Annotated in this window: 12 protein-coding genes; 4 read left to right on the plus strand and 8 right to left on the minus strand. The window is 72.0% G+C overall.

The window, feature by feature from the left end:
* Positions 1–70 precede the first annotated feature (70 nt).
* Positions 71–289, minus strand: coding sequence for a tautomerase family protein (locus ABT294_RS12735; RefSeq protein ID WP_350805535.1), 219 nt, complete (start codon positions 287–289; stop codon positions 71–73).
* 963 nt (positions 290–1252) lie between these two features.
* On the opposite strand from ABT294_RS12735, the gene ABT294_RS12740 reads away from it, so the two are divergent.
* Positions 1253–2218, plus strand: coding sequence for a ComEA family DNA-binding protein (locus ABT294_RS12740; protein WP_350805702.1), 966 nt, complete (start codon positions 1253–1255; stop codon positions 2216–2218).
* A gap of 157 nt (positions 2219–2375) precedes the next feature.
* Positions 2376–5309 (plus strand): ComEC/Rec2 family competence protein, encoded by a 2934-nt coding sequence (locus ABT294_RS12745; protein WP_350805536.1) that lies wholly within the window; start codon positions 2376–2378, stop codon positions 5307–5309.
* 243 nt (positions 5310–5552) lie between these two features.
* Here ABT294_RS12745 and ABT294_RS12750 read toward each other — a convergent pair whose 3' ends face one another.
* Positions 5553–6782, minus strand: a complete 1230-nt coding sequence (locus ABT294_RS12750; RefSeq protein ID WP_350805538.1) for a hypothetical protein — start codon at positions 6780–6782, stop codon at positions 5553–5555.
* The gene (locus tag ABT294_RS12755; protein ID WP_350805539.1) at positions 6779–7300 is read right to left on the minus strand and encodes a SigE family RNA polymerase sigma factor; all 522 of its coding nucleotides are present in this window, start codon (positions 7298–7300) and stop codon (positions 6779–6781) included. The genes ABT294_RS12750 and ABT294_RS12755 overlap by 4 nt, the downstream gene beginning before the upstream one ends.
* 318 nt (positions 7301–7618) lie before the next feature.
* Between ABT294_RS12755 and holA the strand changes: the two genes are divergently transcribed.
* Positions 7619–8590 (plus strand): DNA polymerase III subunit delta, encoded by a 972-nt coding sequence (holA, locus tag ABT294_RS12760; protein ID WP_350805541.1) that lies wholly within the window; start codon positions 7619–7621, stop codon positions 8588–8590.
* A 215-nt stretch (positions 8591–8805) separates the two neighbouring features.
* Here holA and ABT294_RS12765 read toward each other — a convergent pair whose 3' ends face one another.
* Positions 8806–9297: a MarR family winged helix-turn-helix transcriptional regulator gene (locus tag ABT294_RS12765; RefSeq protein ID WP_350805542.1), complete on the minus strand. Its 492-nt coding sequence runs from the start codon at positions 9295–9297 to the stop codon at positions 8806–8808.
* Positions 9298–9365: 68 nt separating this feature from the next.
* On the opposite strand from ABT294_RS12765, the gene ABT294_RS12770 reads away from it, so the two are divergent.
* The gene (locus ABT294_RS12770; RefSeq protein WP_350805543.1) at positions 9366–10547 is read left to right on the plus strand and encodes an MFS transporter; all 1182 of its coding nucleotides are present in this window, start codon (positions 9366–9368) and stop codon (positions 10545–10547) included.
* On the opposite strand, the gene ABT294_RS12775 is transcribed toward ABT294_RS12770, so the two are convergent.
* From ABT294_RS12775 to ABT294_RS12790, 4 genes are read right to left on the minus strand one after another with little or no spacing between them, the layout of a single operon-like run.
* On the minus strand, positions 10504–11205 hold the full coding sequence (locus tag ABT294_RS12775; RefSeq protein ID WP_350805545.1) for an ABC transporter ATP-binding protein: 702 nt from the start codon (positions 11203–11205) through the stop codon (positions 10504–10506). The genes ABT294_RS12770 and ABT294_RS12775 overlap by 44 nt on opposite strands.
* On the minus strand, positions 11195–12118 hold the full coding sequence (locus ABT294_RS12780) for an ABC transporter ATP-binding protein (protein ID WP_350805546.1): 924 nt from the start codon (positions 12116–12118) through the stop codon (positions 11195–11197). Before ABT294_RS12780 ends, ABT294_RS12775 begins: the two co-directional genes overlap by 11 nt.
* Positions 12115–14754, minus strand: a complete 2640-nt coding sequence (locus ABT294_RS12785) for an FtsX-like permease family protein (protein ID WP_350805549.1) — start codon at positions 14752–14754, stop codon at positions 12115–12117. The genes ABT294_RS12780 and ABT294_RS12785 overlap by 4 nt, the downstream gene beginning before the upstream one ends.
* On the minus strand, positions 14751–17819 hold the full coding sequence (locus ABT294_RS12790; protein ID WP_350805550.1) for an ABC transporter permease: 3069 nt from the start codon (positions 17817–17819) through the stop codon (positions 14751–14753). The genes ABT294_RS12785 and ABT294_RS12790 overlap by 4 nt, the downstream gene beginning before the upstream one ends.
* Between the last annotated feature and the right edge of the window lie 125 nt (positions 17820–17944).

Genomic DNA, 17944 nt, shown 5'->3' on the forward strand with positions numbered 1-17944 from the left:
GCCCGTGCCCATCTGAACGTTGTCCGCCGCCCCAGTGCCCTGCTCGAGGGCGGCTCTCCTGGGAGTCTTGTCAAGATCCGCCGGGCGGCGCGCCCGCGGCCATGGCTTTCACGTCTGCGGTCGTCACTGGCTGACCGCCGACAGCCCAGTCACCGCTCTTGACCTCCTCGACGATGACCAAGGTCATGGAGCGCAGGTTCTTGCCTTCGATGCCGACCATCGCCTCGGTCAGTTTCTGGACGATCTCGGCCTTCTGGGACGCGGTGAACACTCCTTCGATGACCTTCACGTTGATAAGCGGCATGAATCCCCCATCCGTCCGATGCGCGGGCCATACCCGTGAGGGCTGGAACCATGCGGCACCGGTGTGCGGGTCCGTCCCTGGCGGTCATCGTGCGTGGACCACTTTCCCGTCGATCGCCCGCCCTCGCACGATGGGGCCGCCAGCCCGCACGAAGCCGCCACCCCGCGCGAACCCGCCAGCCCGTGCGAAGGAGTGCGAGACGTCGGTGTAGCCGAGCTCTGGTGGCCACCGGGGCTCTACCGCAGGCGGGCAATTCCGCGGACTGTGGAAAGCCCGATGTTGTCCACAGAACTCAGTTCGGTGGAGGGGGCGAGGGCGGGTCGCTTCTAGCTTTCTGCCGTGCGAACTCACGACGCCGTCGCGGAACGGGACATAGCCGAGTCCCGGCTGCGCTCCATCACCGCCTCGGGCCGCCGCACCCCCGCCCCGCAGCCCCCCGCCCCGCGCATCCCTGCCCCGCGCATCGCCTTCCCGCTGCCCCCAAGGGCCCTTCCAGGCCCCCATGATGCCGAGGCGAACCATCCTGGGTCCCAGTCGGCGGGCTATCTCTCAGAGGCTTCCACAGCCCGCCGAGGGCCCAGCGAGCCCCTGCTGCCCGCCACCCCTGCCCCGACAGCGGGAACGCGGCGGTCCGAGGCTCTGACAACCTCCCCAGAGGTCAACAATCCTCGACCGCAGACCGCCCAGCCTTTCCCCGTCCCCTCCGCGCCTGTCCCCTCCACGCCTGTCCTGCAGGCCGCCCAGCCTTTCCCCGTTCCCTCCGCACCCAGTTCCGAGACCGCCCAGTCCTTTCCCGTCCTTCCCGCGCCTGCGTCTGGTGTTGCGCAGCCTTCCTACGACCTCCACGAGTCTGTTCTTGGGGTTGTCCTGCCGCCCTACGACGTCCACGCGCCCGTGCCTGGGGATGCCCTGCCTTCCAGTGACGTCCACGCGCCTGTGCCTGCCGCCATGCAGCCGTCCCACGACCTCCACGAGTTTGCGCCTGGGGCCGCGCAGCCTCTTCCAGGCGGCCTCCTTGGGGCCCAATCGGAGGGCGCTCCGCCCTTCGCCGACACGTCTCAACCTCTATGGGAGACGGCGCAGCCTTCCCGGGAGCCGCGTGAGCCTGGGCCTACGGATTCTGCGCCCTTCCAGGATCCTGATTCACACTCCCGCACTTCCCTTCAGCAGGCTCGCGGACCACACGCCAGCGCCCCGTTTCGGGCGGGCCGTGAGCCCTACGCCAGCGCCTCGACCGCTGCCTCTTCAACGGGGCGACGCACTGCGCCGGCTCCCATCCCACCCTCCTTCCAAGCCTTCCGCGCGGCCCTGGACGCCAAAGTGCCCACCCTCGACCCCGGGCGGCCCGGCCTGCGCGCGCTGATCGTCGTGGGTGTGGCGGCGGCCATTGTCGCGGCCTTCATCGCCTGGCGCTCCCAGCCGTCCCCCGAACCGCTTCCGGCTCCCACCCCACTCACGACGACGACCCCAGGCCCGCCCCCGAGCCCGTCCGCCACGGCAAAGGTAACCGTCCATGTGGCCGGCAAAGTTCGCAAACCAGGCGTCTACTCCCTACCCACCGGCTCCAGAGTCATGGACGCACTGACAGCGGCCGGAGGCGCCAGCCACGGCGCGTCCACCAACTCGATCAACCTGGCCAGACGCCTGGTGGACGGCGAGCAGGTCGTCATCGGCACCCCCGCCTCCGCCTCCACCCTCACCGGCCTTCCCACCCCGGACTCCGCGGTCCTCGACCTCAACGCAGCCACCCCCGATCAACTGGAGCAACTACCGGGTGTAGGCGAAGTCCTGGCCGCCAGAATCGTCGACTTCCGAACGACTCACGGCGGCTTCACCAGCATCGAACAACTACGCGAAATTTCCGGCATAGGTCCAAGAAAGTACGACGAGATCAAGACAAAGGTCCGCGTCTGACATGCGCCAGCACGACGCCAGCCAACACACCCCACAAGCCAAGGCCGACCAGCACCCATGCGTCACGACGCGGCGTGTCAGCATCCCGTGCGCGACGACGCGGGGTGCCAGCACCACCCAAACCTCCGAGAGGCGCGCCCTCAGGACTGGTGCTGGGGTGACGTGCGTTCTGGTGATGGGCGTCTCCACAGCGGGTGGCCTCGCGATGTGCGACTTTACGGTGCGCGTCTTCACGGCGTTCCGCGACGGGGCCTCGGCCAGTACGACGTGCGTGGAGGCGCCTGACATGGACGGCATCGACCCACCTCGCAGCCATTCCTGGGCGTTGACACTTCCAGCCCTCGCCGCTTGGGCGACGGCTCTCCCTCTGATGGGCTGCTCCGCGACCACAGGCATGGCGGTCGCGTCCATCGCTGTCGTCGCCGCCTTGACGGTGGCACTGGCCACCCGCAACCGTCCGACACCCGGAGCCGGACACTGGCGCAACGTGACGATTGCCGTGCTCGGCTGTGTGGCGGCGGTGGCGGCCACGATCGCGCTGCGAGTCCACGCCGTCAGCACCGGTCCCGTCGCCGACCTGGCAGCCAACGGCGCCTCGATCACCGCCCAGATATCCCTCACCGACGACCCGAAGGTCAGACCGAACAAGAGCGGACACTTCAAGCAGGAAAGGGTCGTGGTTCCCGCCACCCTGGAGATCATCCAAGTTGGTGGCACCCGGCTCGCCCTACAGACCCCGATCGTCGTCTTCGCCGGCGGCCCTCAGTGGACCACTTTCCTGCCCAGCCAACGCCTGGAGGTCACCGGCCGCCTGGCAAGGCCCACCCCGGGCGAGCTGGCAGCCGCCGTCCTTCTGGTCCGGAGCCCGCCGAAGGTGCTGGCGCCGCCGTCCTGGCCCCAGACCGTCGCGGGCAGCCTCCGCGCCGGACTGAGGCGTGCAGCCGACGCCCTCCCTCCTGACCAGCGCGGTCTGCTCCCCGGCCTGGTCGTGGGCGACACCTCCCGCATGGATCCTCAAGTCGCCGCCGACCTCAAGGAAGCAGGGCTGAGCCACCTGAACGCCGTAAGCGGCGCAAATCTGGCGATAGTCGCAGGAGCCACTCTGGCGCTCGCCCGTCTCGCGGGCCTTCCCCTGGCCCCGAGAGCGCTCGTCGCCGCCGCCTCCATGATCGCTTTCACCGTGGTCGCCCGGCCCTCACCGAGCGTCCTGAGAGCGCTCCTGATGGGGCTGGTGGCGGCGATAGCCCTCGGCACGGGCCGGGCGAAGGACGGTGTCACGGCACTCTCGGCCTCGGTCCTCCTCCTGCTCATGTTCGACCCCGAGTTGGCCCGCTCGTACGGCTTCGCCCTTTCGGTAGCCGCAACCGCCGGCATCCTCCTCCTGGCTCCCAACTGGCGAGACCGCCTCGCCTCCACCCCGGAGGGCCAGAACACGACCCCACCCGGCAAGACAACAGCACACCGCCGTTCGAATGCTGTCCCTGTCCGCCGTGCCACCCCCGGTCGCCCCAGCACCGCCCTGGAGCACTTCTCTGCCGCCCCTCATGGTGAGCCCGGTGTGTCAGCCGCACCCCAGGGCTTGGGCTGCGCGGTTTGCGCTTCCGGTGCGTCCGCTGATGGTCCGGTGGGTGGGCCAACCCGGCCGCCTTGCCTGGTCTGCCTCTCCGGCGCCACCTCCCTTGGTCGGCGAGGCGCGCCGACTGCGTCCCAACACCCGGTCGGCTCGGATTGCTTTTCGGCCGCCGCAAACCCTGAGCACCAGTCCACCGCCTCACCCGGCGTCGGGAGGTTCTCGGCGGTACCTTCCGGTGAGACGTCCGCGGGTTCCGCACGCCTGAGCGCGTTGGGACGGCGGCGACGGGTGAGGTTGCCTCGATGGGTCGCCGAGGCCGTGGCCGTACCCGCAGCGGCTCAGGCGGCGGTAACGCCCGTGCTGCTGTTGATGTCGGGACAACTGACCCTCGTCGCGGTGCCCGCCAACCTGCTCGCCGGCCCGGCGGTGGCGCCCGCGACGCTCCTCGGTTTCCTCGCCGCCCTGGTCGCGCCCGTCTCGCCCGAGGCGGCGCAGCTGCTGGTCATACCCGCTGGATACGCCGTGGGCTGGATCATCATGGTCGCCCACTGGGCGGTGAACGTCCCGCTCGCGACCGTGCCGTGGCCGGGCGGCCTGGCCGGGGTCGGTCTGCTCGCCGTCGCGGTGGGCGTGGCGGTCCCCGTGCTGCGGCGCCGGGCCTGGAGGGCGGTGGCGCTGACGATGGCCGGTGCCGCCCTGCTGGCGGTCCTCATCGTTCGTCCGATCGCGTCGCCGTGGCCGCCCAGGGGCTGGCTGATGGTGGTCTGCGACGTCGGTCAGGGCGACGGGCTCGTGCTCGCGGCAGGCCCCGGACGAGCCGTGGTGGTGGACACCGGCCCCGATCCCGTCGCCATGGACCGCTGCCTGCGCAGACTCGCCATCCGGGACGTCCCGCTGCTGGTGCTGTCACACCCGCACGCCGACCACGTGAACGGCCTCCCCGGCGTCTTCAGGGACAGGCGTGTGGGAGCGGCCGTCGTCAGCCCCGATCACGTCGCACCCCAGGAGGCCGCCCGCGTCTCCGCCGACCTGTCGCGACGGCGCACGCCCGAATGGCAGGCGACACCTGGCACCCGCTGGCGGTTCGGCCCTTCGGAGATCACCGTGCTGGCCCCAGACCCGGCGCTCGGCGAGATCGGCGGACAAGGCGAAGGAAGCGTCGTCAACAATTCGAGCGTCGTCCTGCTCGTCCGCTGGCAGGCCGGCTCTGCCCTGCTGAGCGGCGATATCGAGACGGAGGCCCAGGACGAACTCCTGCGCAGATTCTCACCTCGCGCGGACATCTTGAAGGTTCCGCATCACGGATCGCCCCGCCAGGACCCGGCCTTCCTCGCGGCCGTGGGCGCACGTGCCGCACTGATCAGCGTCGGCGCCGGCAACGGCTATGGTCACCCCGCCCCATCCACGCTCGCGAACCTCCACCAACTCGGCGCCCGTGTCTACCGCACGGACCGGTCGGGGGACCTCGCCGTCGTCGCAAGGAACGGTGGCCTGGCCGTGCTTCCCCGAGGCCCGTAGCCGCCACTGCGTGCGGGGGAGGGTCCGGCTGTTGGACAGCCGGTCTGCCGGACAGGGCGTCAGCGGAAGCGGCCCGACTGCCTGCGGCGGCTTCCGCTGGGGTGCCCATGGGACCGCCCACCACGTCCGTGTGGCCGCCCCGGCCGCCTCGGCGGCGTGGCGTCGGTCGAGGTGGGCGTGTGAGATGTGCGCTTCGGTACGGCTCTGCGGGCGGGGGCGTCCCGCCAAGCCCCCGCTGCTGTGTCAGCGGGGGGCGAAGAGCGGCTTCCAGGAGCCCGGCTTCTGGCTGTTCTCCATGAACCCGGTGAGCGGCACCGCCTGCCTGCCGTCCGCGCCGACCAGGAGCAGGCGGCTGCGGAACTCGCTGATCTCGCAGTTGTCCACGCCCTTGAGCGCGCAGGCCCAGGTGATCACGTTGTCCTCGCCCGACCAGGCGACGGACTGCTCGATCCAGTGTCCGGCGACGGGCTTGAGCGGGGTGGTCCTGCCCGAGGCCACGTCCTTGACCGCCACGATCGCGCTCTTGTCGGGGTTGTCGATCATCAGCGACCGGCCGCTCGGCGACAGGCCTGCCTCCTGGTACGTACCGGCCACGTTCGGTGGGGCCTCCTGCGGACTTCCCTCGAGGTCGTAGAAGCGCTTGGTCAGCGGCGGTGTGCTGACGTGCTCCCACATCAGCGTCCCGTCGTCGCTCCAGCGCAGGTCGTTCCGTTCGGGGACGTCGTCGCCGGAGGGCAGCGGACGGAAGTACGCCTGGCCGCTCGCCACGTCCACGACCGAGAATCCGGTGCGGGTGACAGGCACGACATCCGACCCTCCGTGCTCGTCGACGACGCCCTGCTCGTCAGGGTTCGAGGCGTAGCTGGTCAGCAGCAGCTTCTTGCGGTCGGGAGACCATTCGACCGAGGAGGCGGGTTGCTCGAGGTCGACCCACTTCACCTGGCCATGCGGCCCCAGAATGCCGACCCTGCGGGACTGGTGATCCTCCAGCACCGCGACGTACCCCCCGGCTGCCACGGCCACGTTCGCCCACGGGGACTTCTCGTAGGTCTCCGTGTCGGGGTTGTAGAGGTACCAGGTCCTGGTGACGATCTGCCGCTTGTCGGAGATCTTCTCGGCGTTCCAGACGTAGTAGGCGTACATCGCCACCTCCGGCGTCGCCACCAGCTTGGCGGGTACGGCGGCGTCCGGGTCGGTCGACAGCTCCGGCGGTCCGGTGAGCGCGATGGCCGGACCGTCGGCGATCAAACCGTCGGCGAGGACACGGCTGGTCTCCCCGCCCCTCCCCTGAATCGCGATCGGGACGGTCAGCGCGGCTGCCACGACGGCCGCGGTGGCCCCTGCCAGCACCGCGAACGCCTTGATCCGGTTCCGCCTGCGCCTGCCGAGCGCCCGATCGGCGAGCCTGTCCGGCACGCGCGCCTCGTCCGCCCAGTTGGTGAGCGTTTCCTTGACGACATCGTCGATGGTCATGCCATCGCCTCCCCGATGATGTTGTAGGGCTCGGTCAGCTCGGGTGCCAGGGTTCGGAGCTTGGCCAGCGAACGATGGGCGGTGCTGCGCACGGTCCCCACGGAGCAGCCCAGCATCGCCGCCACCTCGGCCTCCGGGAGGTCCTCGAAGTAGCGCAGGACCAGCACGGCCCGTTGCCGGCGGGTGAGCCTGGCCAGGGCCCGCCGCACGACGATCTGCACGTCGACGGCGTGCGTGGAGTCCTGGACGGCCCGCTCCGGTGGCTGTGCGACTGCGGTCTCCCGCCGGCCCGTGGCCCGCCGCCACAGGGAGACCTGCTGGCGGTACATCACCTGCCGGACGTAGGCCTCGGGTTCCTCCACCGTGCGCCACTTGGCGACCGTCCTGGCCAGGGCGGTCTGGAGCAGGTCCTCCGCGGCGTGCTGGTCGCCCCCTGTCAGCAGGAAGGCCAGGCGCATCAGCGAGGGGGAGCGCGCCGCCACGAAGTCGCGGAAACGTCGCTGTGCTGCGGCGTCCACGATCACCTCCATAGTTCGGTTGTCGTCCTAGAGACGCGTCCGGGCGGCGGTGCTATGCCTGGCTTCAGGTCGGAGTTTCCTCTGCGTCTTCCGGCGAGTGTCCGCTGAAGGGCGTCTGTCGAGGTGCGTCTTTTGAAGGGGACGTCTGTCGAGGGGCGTCCTCGGCGGTCCGGGGAGCACGTGCGGGCCGCTGACGCGACCGGCCGGCACCCGGCGCGCGGGTACACAGGTACCAGGCCGGGGACGTTCCCGATGGCCGTCGGGGCCGGCGATCCGCCGAGTTCTCGGTTGTCGGTCGGGCATGGCATGCTGCCTGACATGGCGGGAACCGATCCAGCACCTGTGACCTTGGTCGTCGGCGACGAGGAGCTGCTGGCCGAGCGGGCGGTCGGTGCGGTCGTCGCGGCCGCGCGGGCCGGTGACGCCGGTGCCGAGGTGCACGATCTCGTCGGAGGGAAGGTGGGGGTCGGGGAGCTGACCCAGCTGACCTCGCCGTCGCTGTTCGGAGACCGGTCCGTGGTGGTGATCCGGTCCGCTCAGGATCTCGCCAAAGAGGCCATCGCGGAGGTCGTGGCGTACGCGGGTCGCCCGTCGGACGACACCGTGCTGATCCTGGCGCATCCGGGCGGGGTGAAGGGCAAGGCCCTGGTCGACGGGGTCAAGAAGGCCGGGGCGCAGGTCGTCACGGTCAGCAAGATCACCAAGCCCGGAGAGCGGCTCGACTTCATCAAGGGGGAGATCAAGCGGGCCGGGCGGAGCATCGCCGCCGACGCCGCCCAGGCGCTGCTCGACGCGGTGGGCAACGATCTGCGTGAGCTGGCGGCGGCGTGCAGCCAGCTGGCGTTCGACACGCAGGAGAAGACGATCAACGCGGCCGCCGTGGCGCGGTATCACAAGGGCCGGGCGGAGGTCACGGGGTTCAACGTCGCCGACTCCGCCATCGAGGGGCGCCTCGCCGAGGCGCTGGAGCAGCTGCGGTGGGCGCTCGGCACGGGCGTCGCACCTGTGCTGCTGGTGAGCGCGCTGGCCGGGGGGCTGCGGTCGCTGGCGAAGGTGGGGGGCGCGCCGCGGAATCTGCGCGGCGGGCAGCTGGCCAGTCACCTGGGGATGCCGCCGTGGAAGATCGACCGGGTGAAGCGGCAGCTGAACGGGTGGGGCCCGGAAGGGTTGTCGCGCGCCATCCAGGCGGTGGCCGAGGCCGACGAGCAGGTCAAGGGCGGGGGAGCCGATCCGGCGTACGCGCTGGAGCACGCGGTCCAGGTCATCGTGGCCAGCCGGACAGGCCGCTAGCCGACACTCGCGTGCCGCGCTCCAGCGCGTGCCGCCGCGTCGATCGGCACGGACGTGATGTGACGCGCCGTTCTGAGGCGTGGCGTGATCTGACGTGACGTGATGCGTCGCACGGTCGTGGGGCAGACCACGCAGCGCGTGACGCCGCGTCGATCGGCGCGGCGTGGTGTGATGCGGCCTCGTGGGGCCTGGGCGTTTGCGGTCGCCGGGGAAGGTCAGCGGGAGGATTCCACGTTGATCAGCAGGCGTTTGAGGAGCGCGTCGAGGACTTCCTGATCCTCCGGCCCCAGGACGGCGACCATGTCGGCCTCCACCACGCCCCGGATCTTCATGGCGTCCATCCAGAGGTCGTGGCCCTGAGGGGTGATCTCCACGTCCACGCGACGGCGGTCGTCGGTGGCCCGTACCCGTCTCACCAGGCCGGACCTCTCCAGGGTGTCGAGCCGCCCGGTCATCCCGGCGGGCGAGAGGAGCAGGTCGGCCGCGAGTTCGGAGGGGGTCGCCGTGCCGCTGCGGGAAACCAGGCGGTGCAGGGTCTCGAACTCGAAGTCCTGCATCCCCACCTGCGCGAGCGCCGCCTCCTTGGTGTGGCGGAGGTGCTTCACGAGGACCTGCATGCGGGTGACGATGGCCTCCACCCGCTCGTCGAACGGCGCCTTGCCGCGCCAGCGTTCCAGATGCCGGTCGACCGAGTCTGCTGCGTCCACGGCACAAATCATACGCCAGCAAGTAATTTGTTGACGAAACATTAGCTAGCGAATTAATGTCGGCCATCATGACGAACCGGCTGATGATCGGGCGTGCTCTCTCCGCCCTTGCCACGGCACTGATCCCCACCACGCTCACCCTGGCCGTCCTGCGCGCCACCGGGTCCGGCGAGGACCTCGGCCTGGTGCTGGCCGCCGAGCTGGTGCCGCTGCTGCTGTTCCTGCCGGTCGGCGGCGTGCTGGCCGATCGGATGCGGCCCGAGCGGCTGGCGTTGCTCGCCGATCTCACGCGCGGCCTGTCCCAGGCGGCCATCGGGGTGGAACTGCTCCTGGGTGCCGGACAGGTGCTGGACCTGGCCGTCCTGTCGGCCGTGGCCGGGGTGGCGATCGCGTTCGGGATGCCCGCCGTGCCCCGGTTGGTGGCCACCGTGGTCCCGGACGAGCACAGGCTGCGGGTGAACGCCCGGATCGGGGTGGCCACCAGCCTGTCGGGCGTGGCCGCTCCGGCGCTGGCTGGCGGCGTGGTGCTGGTCGCCGGGCCGGGATGGGCGGCGCTGCTCACCGCGGCGGTGTTCGCCTGCTCGGCGCTCACGCTGGGCGGGGTCCGCACGCCCAGGCCGGTGCGTCTCGCGCGGGCCGGCACGTTCGGGAGCGACCTCGCCCAGGGCTGGCGGGAGATCAGGACCCGGCCGTGGTTCCTGGCGAGCGTCCTGGGCCACGGCGTCTGGCACTTCATGGCCGGGCTGTTCCTCACCCTCGGCCCGCTGACCGCCGTCAGGGAGCTCGGCGGGGAGGCGAGCTGGGTGCTGATCGTGCAGTGCGGCACGGTGGGCCTGGTCGCGGGCGTGTTCGCGGCCCCGCGGCTGCCGATCCGCAGGCCGCTGGTCGCCGTCCAGGTGGGCGCCGCGCTCTACGTGCTGCCGATGGCGGCGCTCGCCGTCCCCGCGCCCGCCGCGGTGATCGCCGGCGCGTACCTCGTGGCCATGTTCGGGCTGGGGCTGCTCAGCCCGCTGTGGGAGACCGTGGTGGCGCGCGAGATCCCGGAGCAGGCACTGGGACGGGTACGCGCCTTCGACCAGCTCATCTCGTTCGCGTCGCGTCCCCTGGGCCTGGCCGTGGCGGTGCCGCTGGCAGGCGCGACCGGCGCCACCGGGCTGCTGCTGGCGGGCGCGGTGGCGGTGGGCCTGGCCAACCTCGCGGCGATCGTCAGGACTCCTGCGGCACGGACTCCCGAAGCACCCCGTCGCTGATCTCCAGCACCCGGTCGGCCAGCGTGATGAGGCTCGGGTCGTGCGTGGCGACCAGCGCGGTGACGCCCTCGCTGCGCACCAGGGCACGCAGCAGTTCCATGATCTGGCGTCCGGTCTGCGAGTCGAGCTGGCCGGTCGGCTCGTCGGCCAGCAGCAGCCGCGGCCGGTTCGCGAGCGAGCGGGCGATGGCGACGCGCTGCCGCTGGCCGCCCGACAGCTCGTACGGACGCTGGTTGACGTGCTGGTCCAGCCCGACGAGGGAAAGCAGCATGCGCACCCGCTTGTCCCGCTCCTCGACCGGGGTGCGGGCCAGCCGCATCGGCACGCCGACGTTCTCGGCCGCCGACAGCACCGGGATCAGGCCGAACGACTGGAACACGAACCCGATCACGTCGCGGCGCAGCGCGAGCAGGTCGTCCTCGGCCAGCGCGGTGACCTCCTGCCCGGCCACGACGACGCGTCCCGAGTCGGGCCTGTCCAGGCCGCCGACCTGGTTGAGCAGGGTGGTCTTGCCGGACCCCGACCGTCCGCGTAGCGCGATCAGCTCGCCGGGGAACGCCTCGAAGGTCACCTCGCGGAGCGCGACGACCTCCTTCGGCCCGGTGCGGTAGACCTTGCGCACCCCCTCGACCGTGACCAGGGGCGGCTCACTGCTCACTGGAGGGCTCCTCTCGCGCCGGCCAGACGCCGATGTGGTCGGACTCGAGTTCGAGGCGCACCCGGCGCTCCATCTCGAGGGCGTTCATGAAGTCGCGGGGCAGTTGCAGGCGTCCCACGCGGTCGAGCACCGCGTACTCCTCGGCGACGATCTGGCCCTCGGCGTCCTCGCGGCGCAGCGTCTCGCTGCTCGTGCGCCCGTCGCGGATGCCGATCGTGCGGTCCACCTGCTCGGACACCAAGGGGTCGTGCGTCACGATGACCACGGTCACGCCCAGCTCCCGGTTGGCCTTGCGCAGCGCGTCGAACACCTCCTCCGAGGTGTCGCTGTCGAGTTCGCCGGTCGGCTCGTCGGCCAGGATGAGCTGCGGCCCGTTGGCCAGCGCGACGGCGATGGCGACCCGCTGCTGCTCGCCGCCGGACATCTCGGGCGGCCTGCGGTCTGCGCAGTACCCGACGCCCAGCAGCTCCAGCAGCTCGGTGGCGCGCCCGCGCCGCGCGCTGCCCGCCAGCTTCATGGGCAGCTCGACGTTCTCCCGCGCCGTCAGGTAGGGCAGCAGGTTGCGCGCGGTCTGCTGCCAGATGAAGCCGACGACCTCGCGCCGGTAGCGCAGCCGGTCCTTGGCCGTCATCGACAGCAGGTCCGTGCCCGCCACCTTGGCGACGCCCGCGGTCGGCACGTCCAGCCCTGACAGCACGTTCAGCAGCGTCGACTTGCCCGAGCCGGACGCGCCCACGATCGCGACCAGCTCGCCGCGCTGGATGAGCAGGTCGAGCCCCTGCAGGGCGACCACCTCGACGCCCTCGGTCTTGTAGATGCGCACCAGGTTGTCGCACACGATGTGCGCGTCGCCGCCGAAGGCGGCCTTCTCCTGCGTCGCCTTGGCCTCGAGCTCGGAAAGGGTCGGGTTCAAGAGAGATCACCCACTCGGAGTACGGCGCCGAGGTTGCGGCGACGGCTGATGGCGGTGTGCGCGTACGCGCCGAGCAGCGCGACGGCGGCGAGCCCCGCTGCCAGCGCTGTCGGCGTGATCAGGTCGAGGTCGTAGTCGCCGACGGCCAGGTCGCCGGCGTAGGACGACAGGTCCACGCCGGGCCCGAGCGCGGCGGGCAGGCCGAGGCCGAGCGCGAGCCCGACCAGCGCGGTGACGAGGACCAAGGGGAGGATCTCCAGGATCGTCAGCCCCTGCGCCTGCCGGTCCGACAGGCCCAGCGTGCGCAGGAAGGTCAGCGCCCTGGCCCGGTCGGCCGCGCCGATCACCAGCATGACGACGACCGCGACCAGCGCGTACGCGGCCAGCGCCACCGTGGTGATGAGCAGCACGTCCCGGACGGTCCCGGTGAGCGGATCGCCGGTGATCGCGGCCAGTGCCCCGGCCTGGGTGGTCACCGTGCCCGTCCCGGCGGCCTTCACCAGGGCGGCCGGGTCCGCGTCCCCCTTGATCAGCAGCGTGTTCACCATCGGACGCTGGTTCACCCCGAACGGGACGATCAGGAACTTGCCCCGGGTGAAGAACCCCGGCAGCGCGGGCACCACGCCCCGCTCGACGACCTTGGTCCGCTGCTGCCAGCCCACGTCCAGCACCCGGCGTCCGCGCAGCTCGGGGGAGACCAGGGCGGGGACACCCGAGGACGTGTCGGGCGCGGCGGGCACGCTGATCGGCGCGCCGTCGAGCAGCCGCTGCCAGCCGGCCAGGTCCACGGCGAGGATCTCCGCGTTCTCGCCGAGATAGCCGAGCTGCACCCTGCCGGTCTGCGCGGGCACCAGCAGCTCCACGCCGGGCACCCGGCGCACCCGCTCGACGGCGTCGGCGGGCAGATCCAGGCGGGACGTCAGCTTGATCGGCGCCCCGACGCTCTGCCACGAGGCGAGCCGCTGCGTGCTGGAGATCCCGCTGGAGACCACCGCGGCGAACACGGAGACGGCCAGCGCGGGCAGCAGGATCAGCACCGGCAGCACGCTGGCGGAGCGCGCGCGGGCGGCGGTGGTCAGCCCCAGGAACGGGACGGCGGGTCGCCTGCGTGCCGCCAGCCGCGCCAGCAGCCTCAGCGGGTACGGGTAGCAGCGCATGGTGACCAGCGCGGCGGCGAGCGTCAGCGCGACCGGCACGAACAGCAGGAACGGGTCCTGCCCTTCCTCGGCCACCCGCGTCGTCAGCCCGCGGGTGCGCAGCAGGTAGGCGCCGGCCAGGGCGAGGCCGATGACCAGCACCTCCAGCGTGATCCGCCTGGCCGAGGGGCGCGCGCCCGCCACGTCGTCGCGCCGCTCGTGCAGCGGCGTGCGGTGCGTGACGGCCAGCCGCGCGGCGGCGAACCCGACCGCGGTGACCAGCACCAGCAGCGGGCCCGCGTGTACGACCGGCAGCATCGGCCCCGGTACCAGGTACGACAGCGCGTACCCGGCCAGCGCGGCGGGCCCGACCGCGAGCGCCACCAGCCGCGCCCCGCCGCCCGCCACCTGCCGCAGCGAACCGCCGCGCGCCCGGACCAGCGCCAGCGCGCCGTCCATCCGGTCCACCAGCAACTGCACGCCCAGGACGATCACGCCGAGCGCGACCACCAGCAGTCCGCCGAGCACCAGGAACATCACGGTCTGCGCGGTGGCCAGCGCGGTCAGGAAGTCCGACAGCAGCTTGGGCAGGCCGGTGTCCAGCCGGTACTGGCTGCGGGAGAACGCCGACCCCGCGCCGTTGTCGGCCGCGTGCAGCGTGACCGTCTTGGCCATGGACGCGACGGCCGCGCCCAGTTCGGGGACGTCGAACGAGCCGCCGGTGGCCGGGGCGATCGGCAGGACCCAGCTGTACGTCAGGTTCCGGTCGGCGCCGCTGAGCACGGCCAGGGCGGAGTCGGGGATGAGCGCGGTCGTGTACTTCTCACTCTCCACCTTGCCCGGCGGCACGACCGTGGTGGCGTGCAGGATCTCGCTGTGGTGGGTCCAGTAGGGGTCGGCGGGGTCCTTGGCCTGGAACACGCCGACGATCTTGACGGCCGCCGGATGGGTCTCACCGATGATCTTGGTCTGGCCCAGCTGGAGGCCCACCACGGAGCGCGCCTCGTCCACGATGCCCACCTCGTACAGCGGGATGCTCGCCCCGTTCCACCGCGTGCTCCCGGTCGTACCCGGCGCCCTGCCCGCGACCCAGGAGACCCGCCTGTCGGCGTCGGACAGCCAGCCGAGGTTGAGGTAGGTGGACCCGCCCGCCCCGTTGACGGGCGTGTCGAACGTCTCGGCGCTCATGTGGCCGGTGCCCGTCCCCGGCGGCGACACGAGCGGCTTCAGCGCGGCGGGGACGAGCCCGCGGAACTCCTTGTCCCTGGAGTCGAACTGGCCGCGCTCGCGCAGATCCTCCTCCGCGCCGTGCGACTCGAACCGCACGGTCAGATCGACCTGCTGGGCCAGCGCCGACCGCAGCGTCCGGCGCAGCGCGTCGTCGAACGAGCCCTGCATCGCCCGCGGCAGGCCCGCGACGAGCAGGCAGGCGCTCAGCGTGAGCACCGACAGCACGGCCACCACGCCCAGGTGCACCCGGGCAAGCAGCAGGGTCTTCACTGATCCTCCAGGACGCGGCCGAGCCCCTGCCTGCGCAGGTTGCGCGCGAGCACGGCGACGATGGCGAACAGGACGGCGGCCACCAGCACCAGCATCACCGCGGTCGCCGCCCACGGGATGTCGAGCACCACGTCGGGGGTGACGGCCGAGGCCTGCCCGGTGAGCACGATGTGCGGCACCACCAGCACGCCGACGACGACCGCGAGCGCGGTGCCCGCCGCCAGCGACAGCCCGATGACGAACGTCTGCTCGATCGCCAGCAGGCCGAACACCTGCCTGAAGCTCACGCCGAGGGCCCGCAGGATGGCGAACTCGCCCATCCGCTCCCTGGCCGCGACCGTGGCGTTGACCAGGAACCCGAGCGCCGCGAACACCAGCGCCGCCAGGAAGCCGAGGATCAGCGCCCCCTGCAGGCCGCTGGCCAGCGGGTCGTCCTGGAGGGTCGCGACCAGTTCGCGCTGGTCGACGGTGGTGACGTCCCATTCGGGCTTGGCCTTGAGCGCCTGGCTCGCGGCGGTGCCGGTGGTGGCGAGCCACCACTCGGTGGCGGGCCTGGGCGGCTGGCCGGCCGCCAGCCCGTGCTCCTGCAGGGCCGCCCAGTCGGCCAGGACGGCGGACTGGTCGGGCGTGGTGGTGGGCATGCGCTCGACCACGCCCGCCACCTTCACCTCGATGATCCTGCGGTCCAGGGTGACCCGGCCGACCTGGCCCGCGTCCAGCTTGAGGGTCTTCGCGAGGTCCGCGGTGAGCACCACGGGCAGCGGCGCGACCCGGGCCGGCGGGAAGGCGGCCACGACGGGGTGCGATCCGGTCGCGCGCAGCGTGGCAGGGGGCGGGGTGAACGGCCGGCCGTCGGCGCTCAGGCCGGTCAGGGAGACGTCCACGCCGCCTTCCTGCGGCGGGTTGGCGATGAGGCCGCGGACCGACAGCGGGTAGGTGATCTTCCCGCTCTGCCCGGCCAGGGCCTTCAGGTCCACGTCCAGCCGGTTGTCGCCCGCCTTCAGCATGCCCAGGGGGAGCTCGCGCCAGACGCCCAGGGCGTCCGCGAGCACCAGCCTGAGCGGGACCCGCCCGCTCGCGCGGACCTCGACCGTCAGCCGCGCGGGACTGCCCGGCACCGTAACCCCGCCGTTCTGGCCGCGCGCCGAGACCAGCGCCCGGCCCAGCTCCGGGACGGGCTGCGCCGACAGGTCGGGACGGAGCTGGAACAGCTCGCCCAGCTTGGCGGCGTCGAGGCCGAGCAGCACGGCGTCCTCGCCGCTCAGCTCGACCTGCCCGCGGAAGGCGGGGGAGGAGGCCGTCACGCCCGGCAGCGCGGCGAACGCGGTGCCGCGCCCGAACGTGCCCAGCTCGGGACCGTCGGGCGGGCCCGACAGCCGCAGGTCCGTGCCCGCCTGGTGTCGGGCCTGGTCGAGCTGCGAGGAACGCCAGGTGGACGCGGTCGCCATCGACACGATCCCGATCGCCACGGCCATGGTCAGCAGCAGCGCCGGCCCCGCGTACTTGAGCGGACGCCTGCTCACCTGCCAGGCCCCCAGCGCCGGCGCCAGCGTCGGGCGCCTGGACGTGATCCGCTCCGCCACCTTGGAGATGCGCGGCACCAGGCGCAGGCCCAGCATGCCGCCGGTCAGCAGCGCCAGCGCGGGCCCCGAGATGATGAGCGGGTCGATCCCGAGGGCGCCGCTCGCGGTGGCGGTGACCGGCGCGCCGTAGTGCTGGAGCTGCCAGATGGCCAGCCCGGCGACGACCAGCAGCGCCAGGTCCGCGCCCGCCCGCTCGACCAGACCGCGCCCGCCGCTGCGCCCGCGCGCCGCCTGCTCCTCGACGTAGGTGCGGCGGGCGCCGGCCAGCGCGGGCAGCACCAGGAGCGCGGCCGAGGCGAGGGCGACGCCGATCGAGACCAGGAACGTCCCGAGATCGGCGTCCGGCGCCAGCCGCACCCCGGACGCCCTGATCCAGGGCAGCGCGTTGACCAGGGCGAGCAGCGGCGGCCCGAGGAACGGCGCGACGACCGCGCACGGGATCGCCACCAGCAGCGCTTCGCCACCCGCCAGGACGGCCAGGCGCACCGTGCCCGCGCCCCGCGAGCGCAGCAGCGCGACCTCCATGCGCCGGTGGTCGGCGAGCAGTCGCGCGGTGAGCATGAGCGCGTACGCGGCGAGCAGCAGCAGCTGCAGCACCGGGATCAGCATCGTGGACCTGGCGACCAGCGCGGCCGTGTCGAGCTGCGACAGGATGTCCGGCAGGCGGCTCTCGGCGGTGCAGGACGGGCAGCCGTTCCGCTTCAGCTCCTCGCGCAGCTGCGCGACCCTGGCCGCGAACGGCCTGAGCTGCTCCGGCGTCAGCGCGCGCAGGTCGGGCACCGAGGTCCAGGTCGCGGTGACGTTCGTGGCGAACCGGGCGAGGAACGTCTCACGCGGCACCATCAGCGGGCCGTAGGTGGTGTAGTCACTCACCGTGACGCCCCTGCTGAGGAGCTGCTCACCGGTCCAGCGGTCGCCGAACGGGTCGTTGAGCTGGAACACGCCCGAGATGCGGACCTTGACCGCCTTGTGATCGAGACGGCCCTCGGTGCTGATCTCCTGGCCCGCCTTGAAGCCGGTGGCGGAGGCCGCCGACAGCGAGATCGCCGCCTCCACGGTGTCGCCGGACGCCTTCGGCCAAGCCCCGGAGACCAGCTTCGCGTGCTGGTCGAGGCCGTCGTAGCTGCCGAACCTGAGCAGTTCGGGGGTCTTCCGGCCCTCCTGGCCGGGCAGCGTGTAGGAGTCGGAGGCGAAGCTCGTCGTGATCGCGGCGGGGGCTCCGGCGTACGCCTTGCCCACCTGGGCGCCCACGGCCTGGTCGAGCCTGGGGAACGTCTCGGACGTGACGGGCGCGGCGATGGTCGCGGCCACCTGCCGCAGCGACGCGGTCTCCATCGTCCGGCGGACGCCGACGTCGGCGATGGACGTGGCGTACATGGTCAGCGCGACCAGCGTGGTCGTGGCCAGCAGGATGGAGCCGAACGCGGCCAGCAACAGCAAAGGCTCGCTGAACGCCCGTTTGACGACCAACGGCCCCCGCATATGACCCCCTTCACCCGTTTAGTGAACTTTTGGGGACGGAGGCGGCCCGGGGCAAGGGATCTTGGTAAGGGGTGACACACCCGAAACGGCGTGGCGATCCGGACGTGATATCGAAACTGTTACAC

Source organism: Nonomuraea sp. NPDC000554, assembly GCF_040300065.1.
In the GTDB taxonomy this organism is placed as follows: domain Bacteria; phylum Actinomycetota; class Actinomycetes; order Streptosporangiales; family Streptosporangiaceae; genus Nonomuraea.

Bases quoted from the DNA above. Each gene is read 5' to 3' on its own strand.
- ABT294_RS12740 (WP_350805702.1), top strand. From the start codon at position 1,253: ATGCAGCCGTCCCACGACCTCCACGAGTTTGCGCCTGGGGCCGCGCAG.
- ABT294_RS12750 (WP_350805538.1), bottom strand. From the start codon at position 6,782: ATGACCATCGACGATGTCGTCAAGGAAACGCTCACCAACTGGGCGGAC.
- holA (WP_350805541.1), top strand. From the start codon at position 7,619: ATGGCGGGAACCGATCCAGCACCTGTGACCTTGGTCGTCGGCGACGAG.
- ABT294_RS12770 (WP_350805543.1), top strand. From the start codon at position 9,366: ATGACGAACCGGCTGATGATCGGGCGTGCTCTCTCCGCCCTTGCCACG.
- ABT294_RS12790 (WP_350805550.1), bottom strand. From the start codon at position 17,819: ATGCGGGGGCCGTTGGTCGTCAAACGGGCGTTCAGCGAGCCTTTGCTG.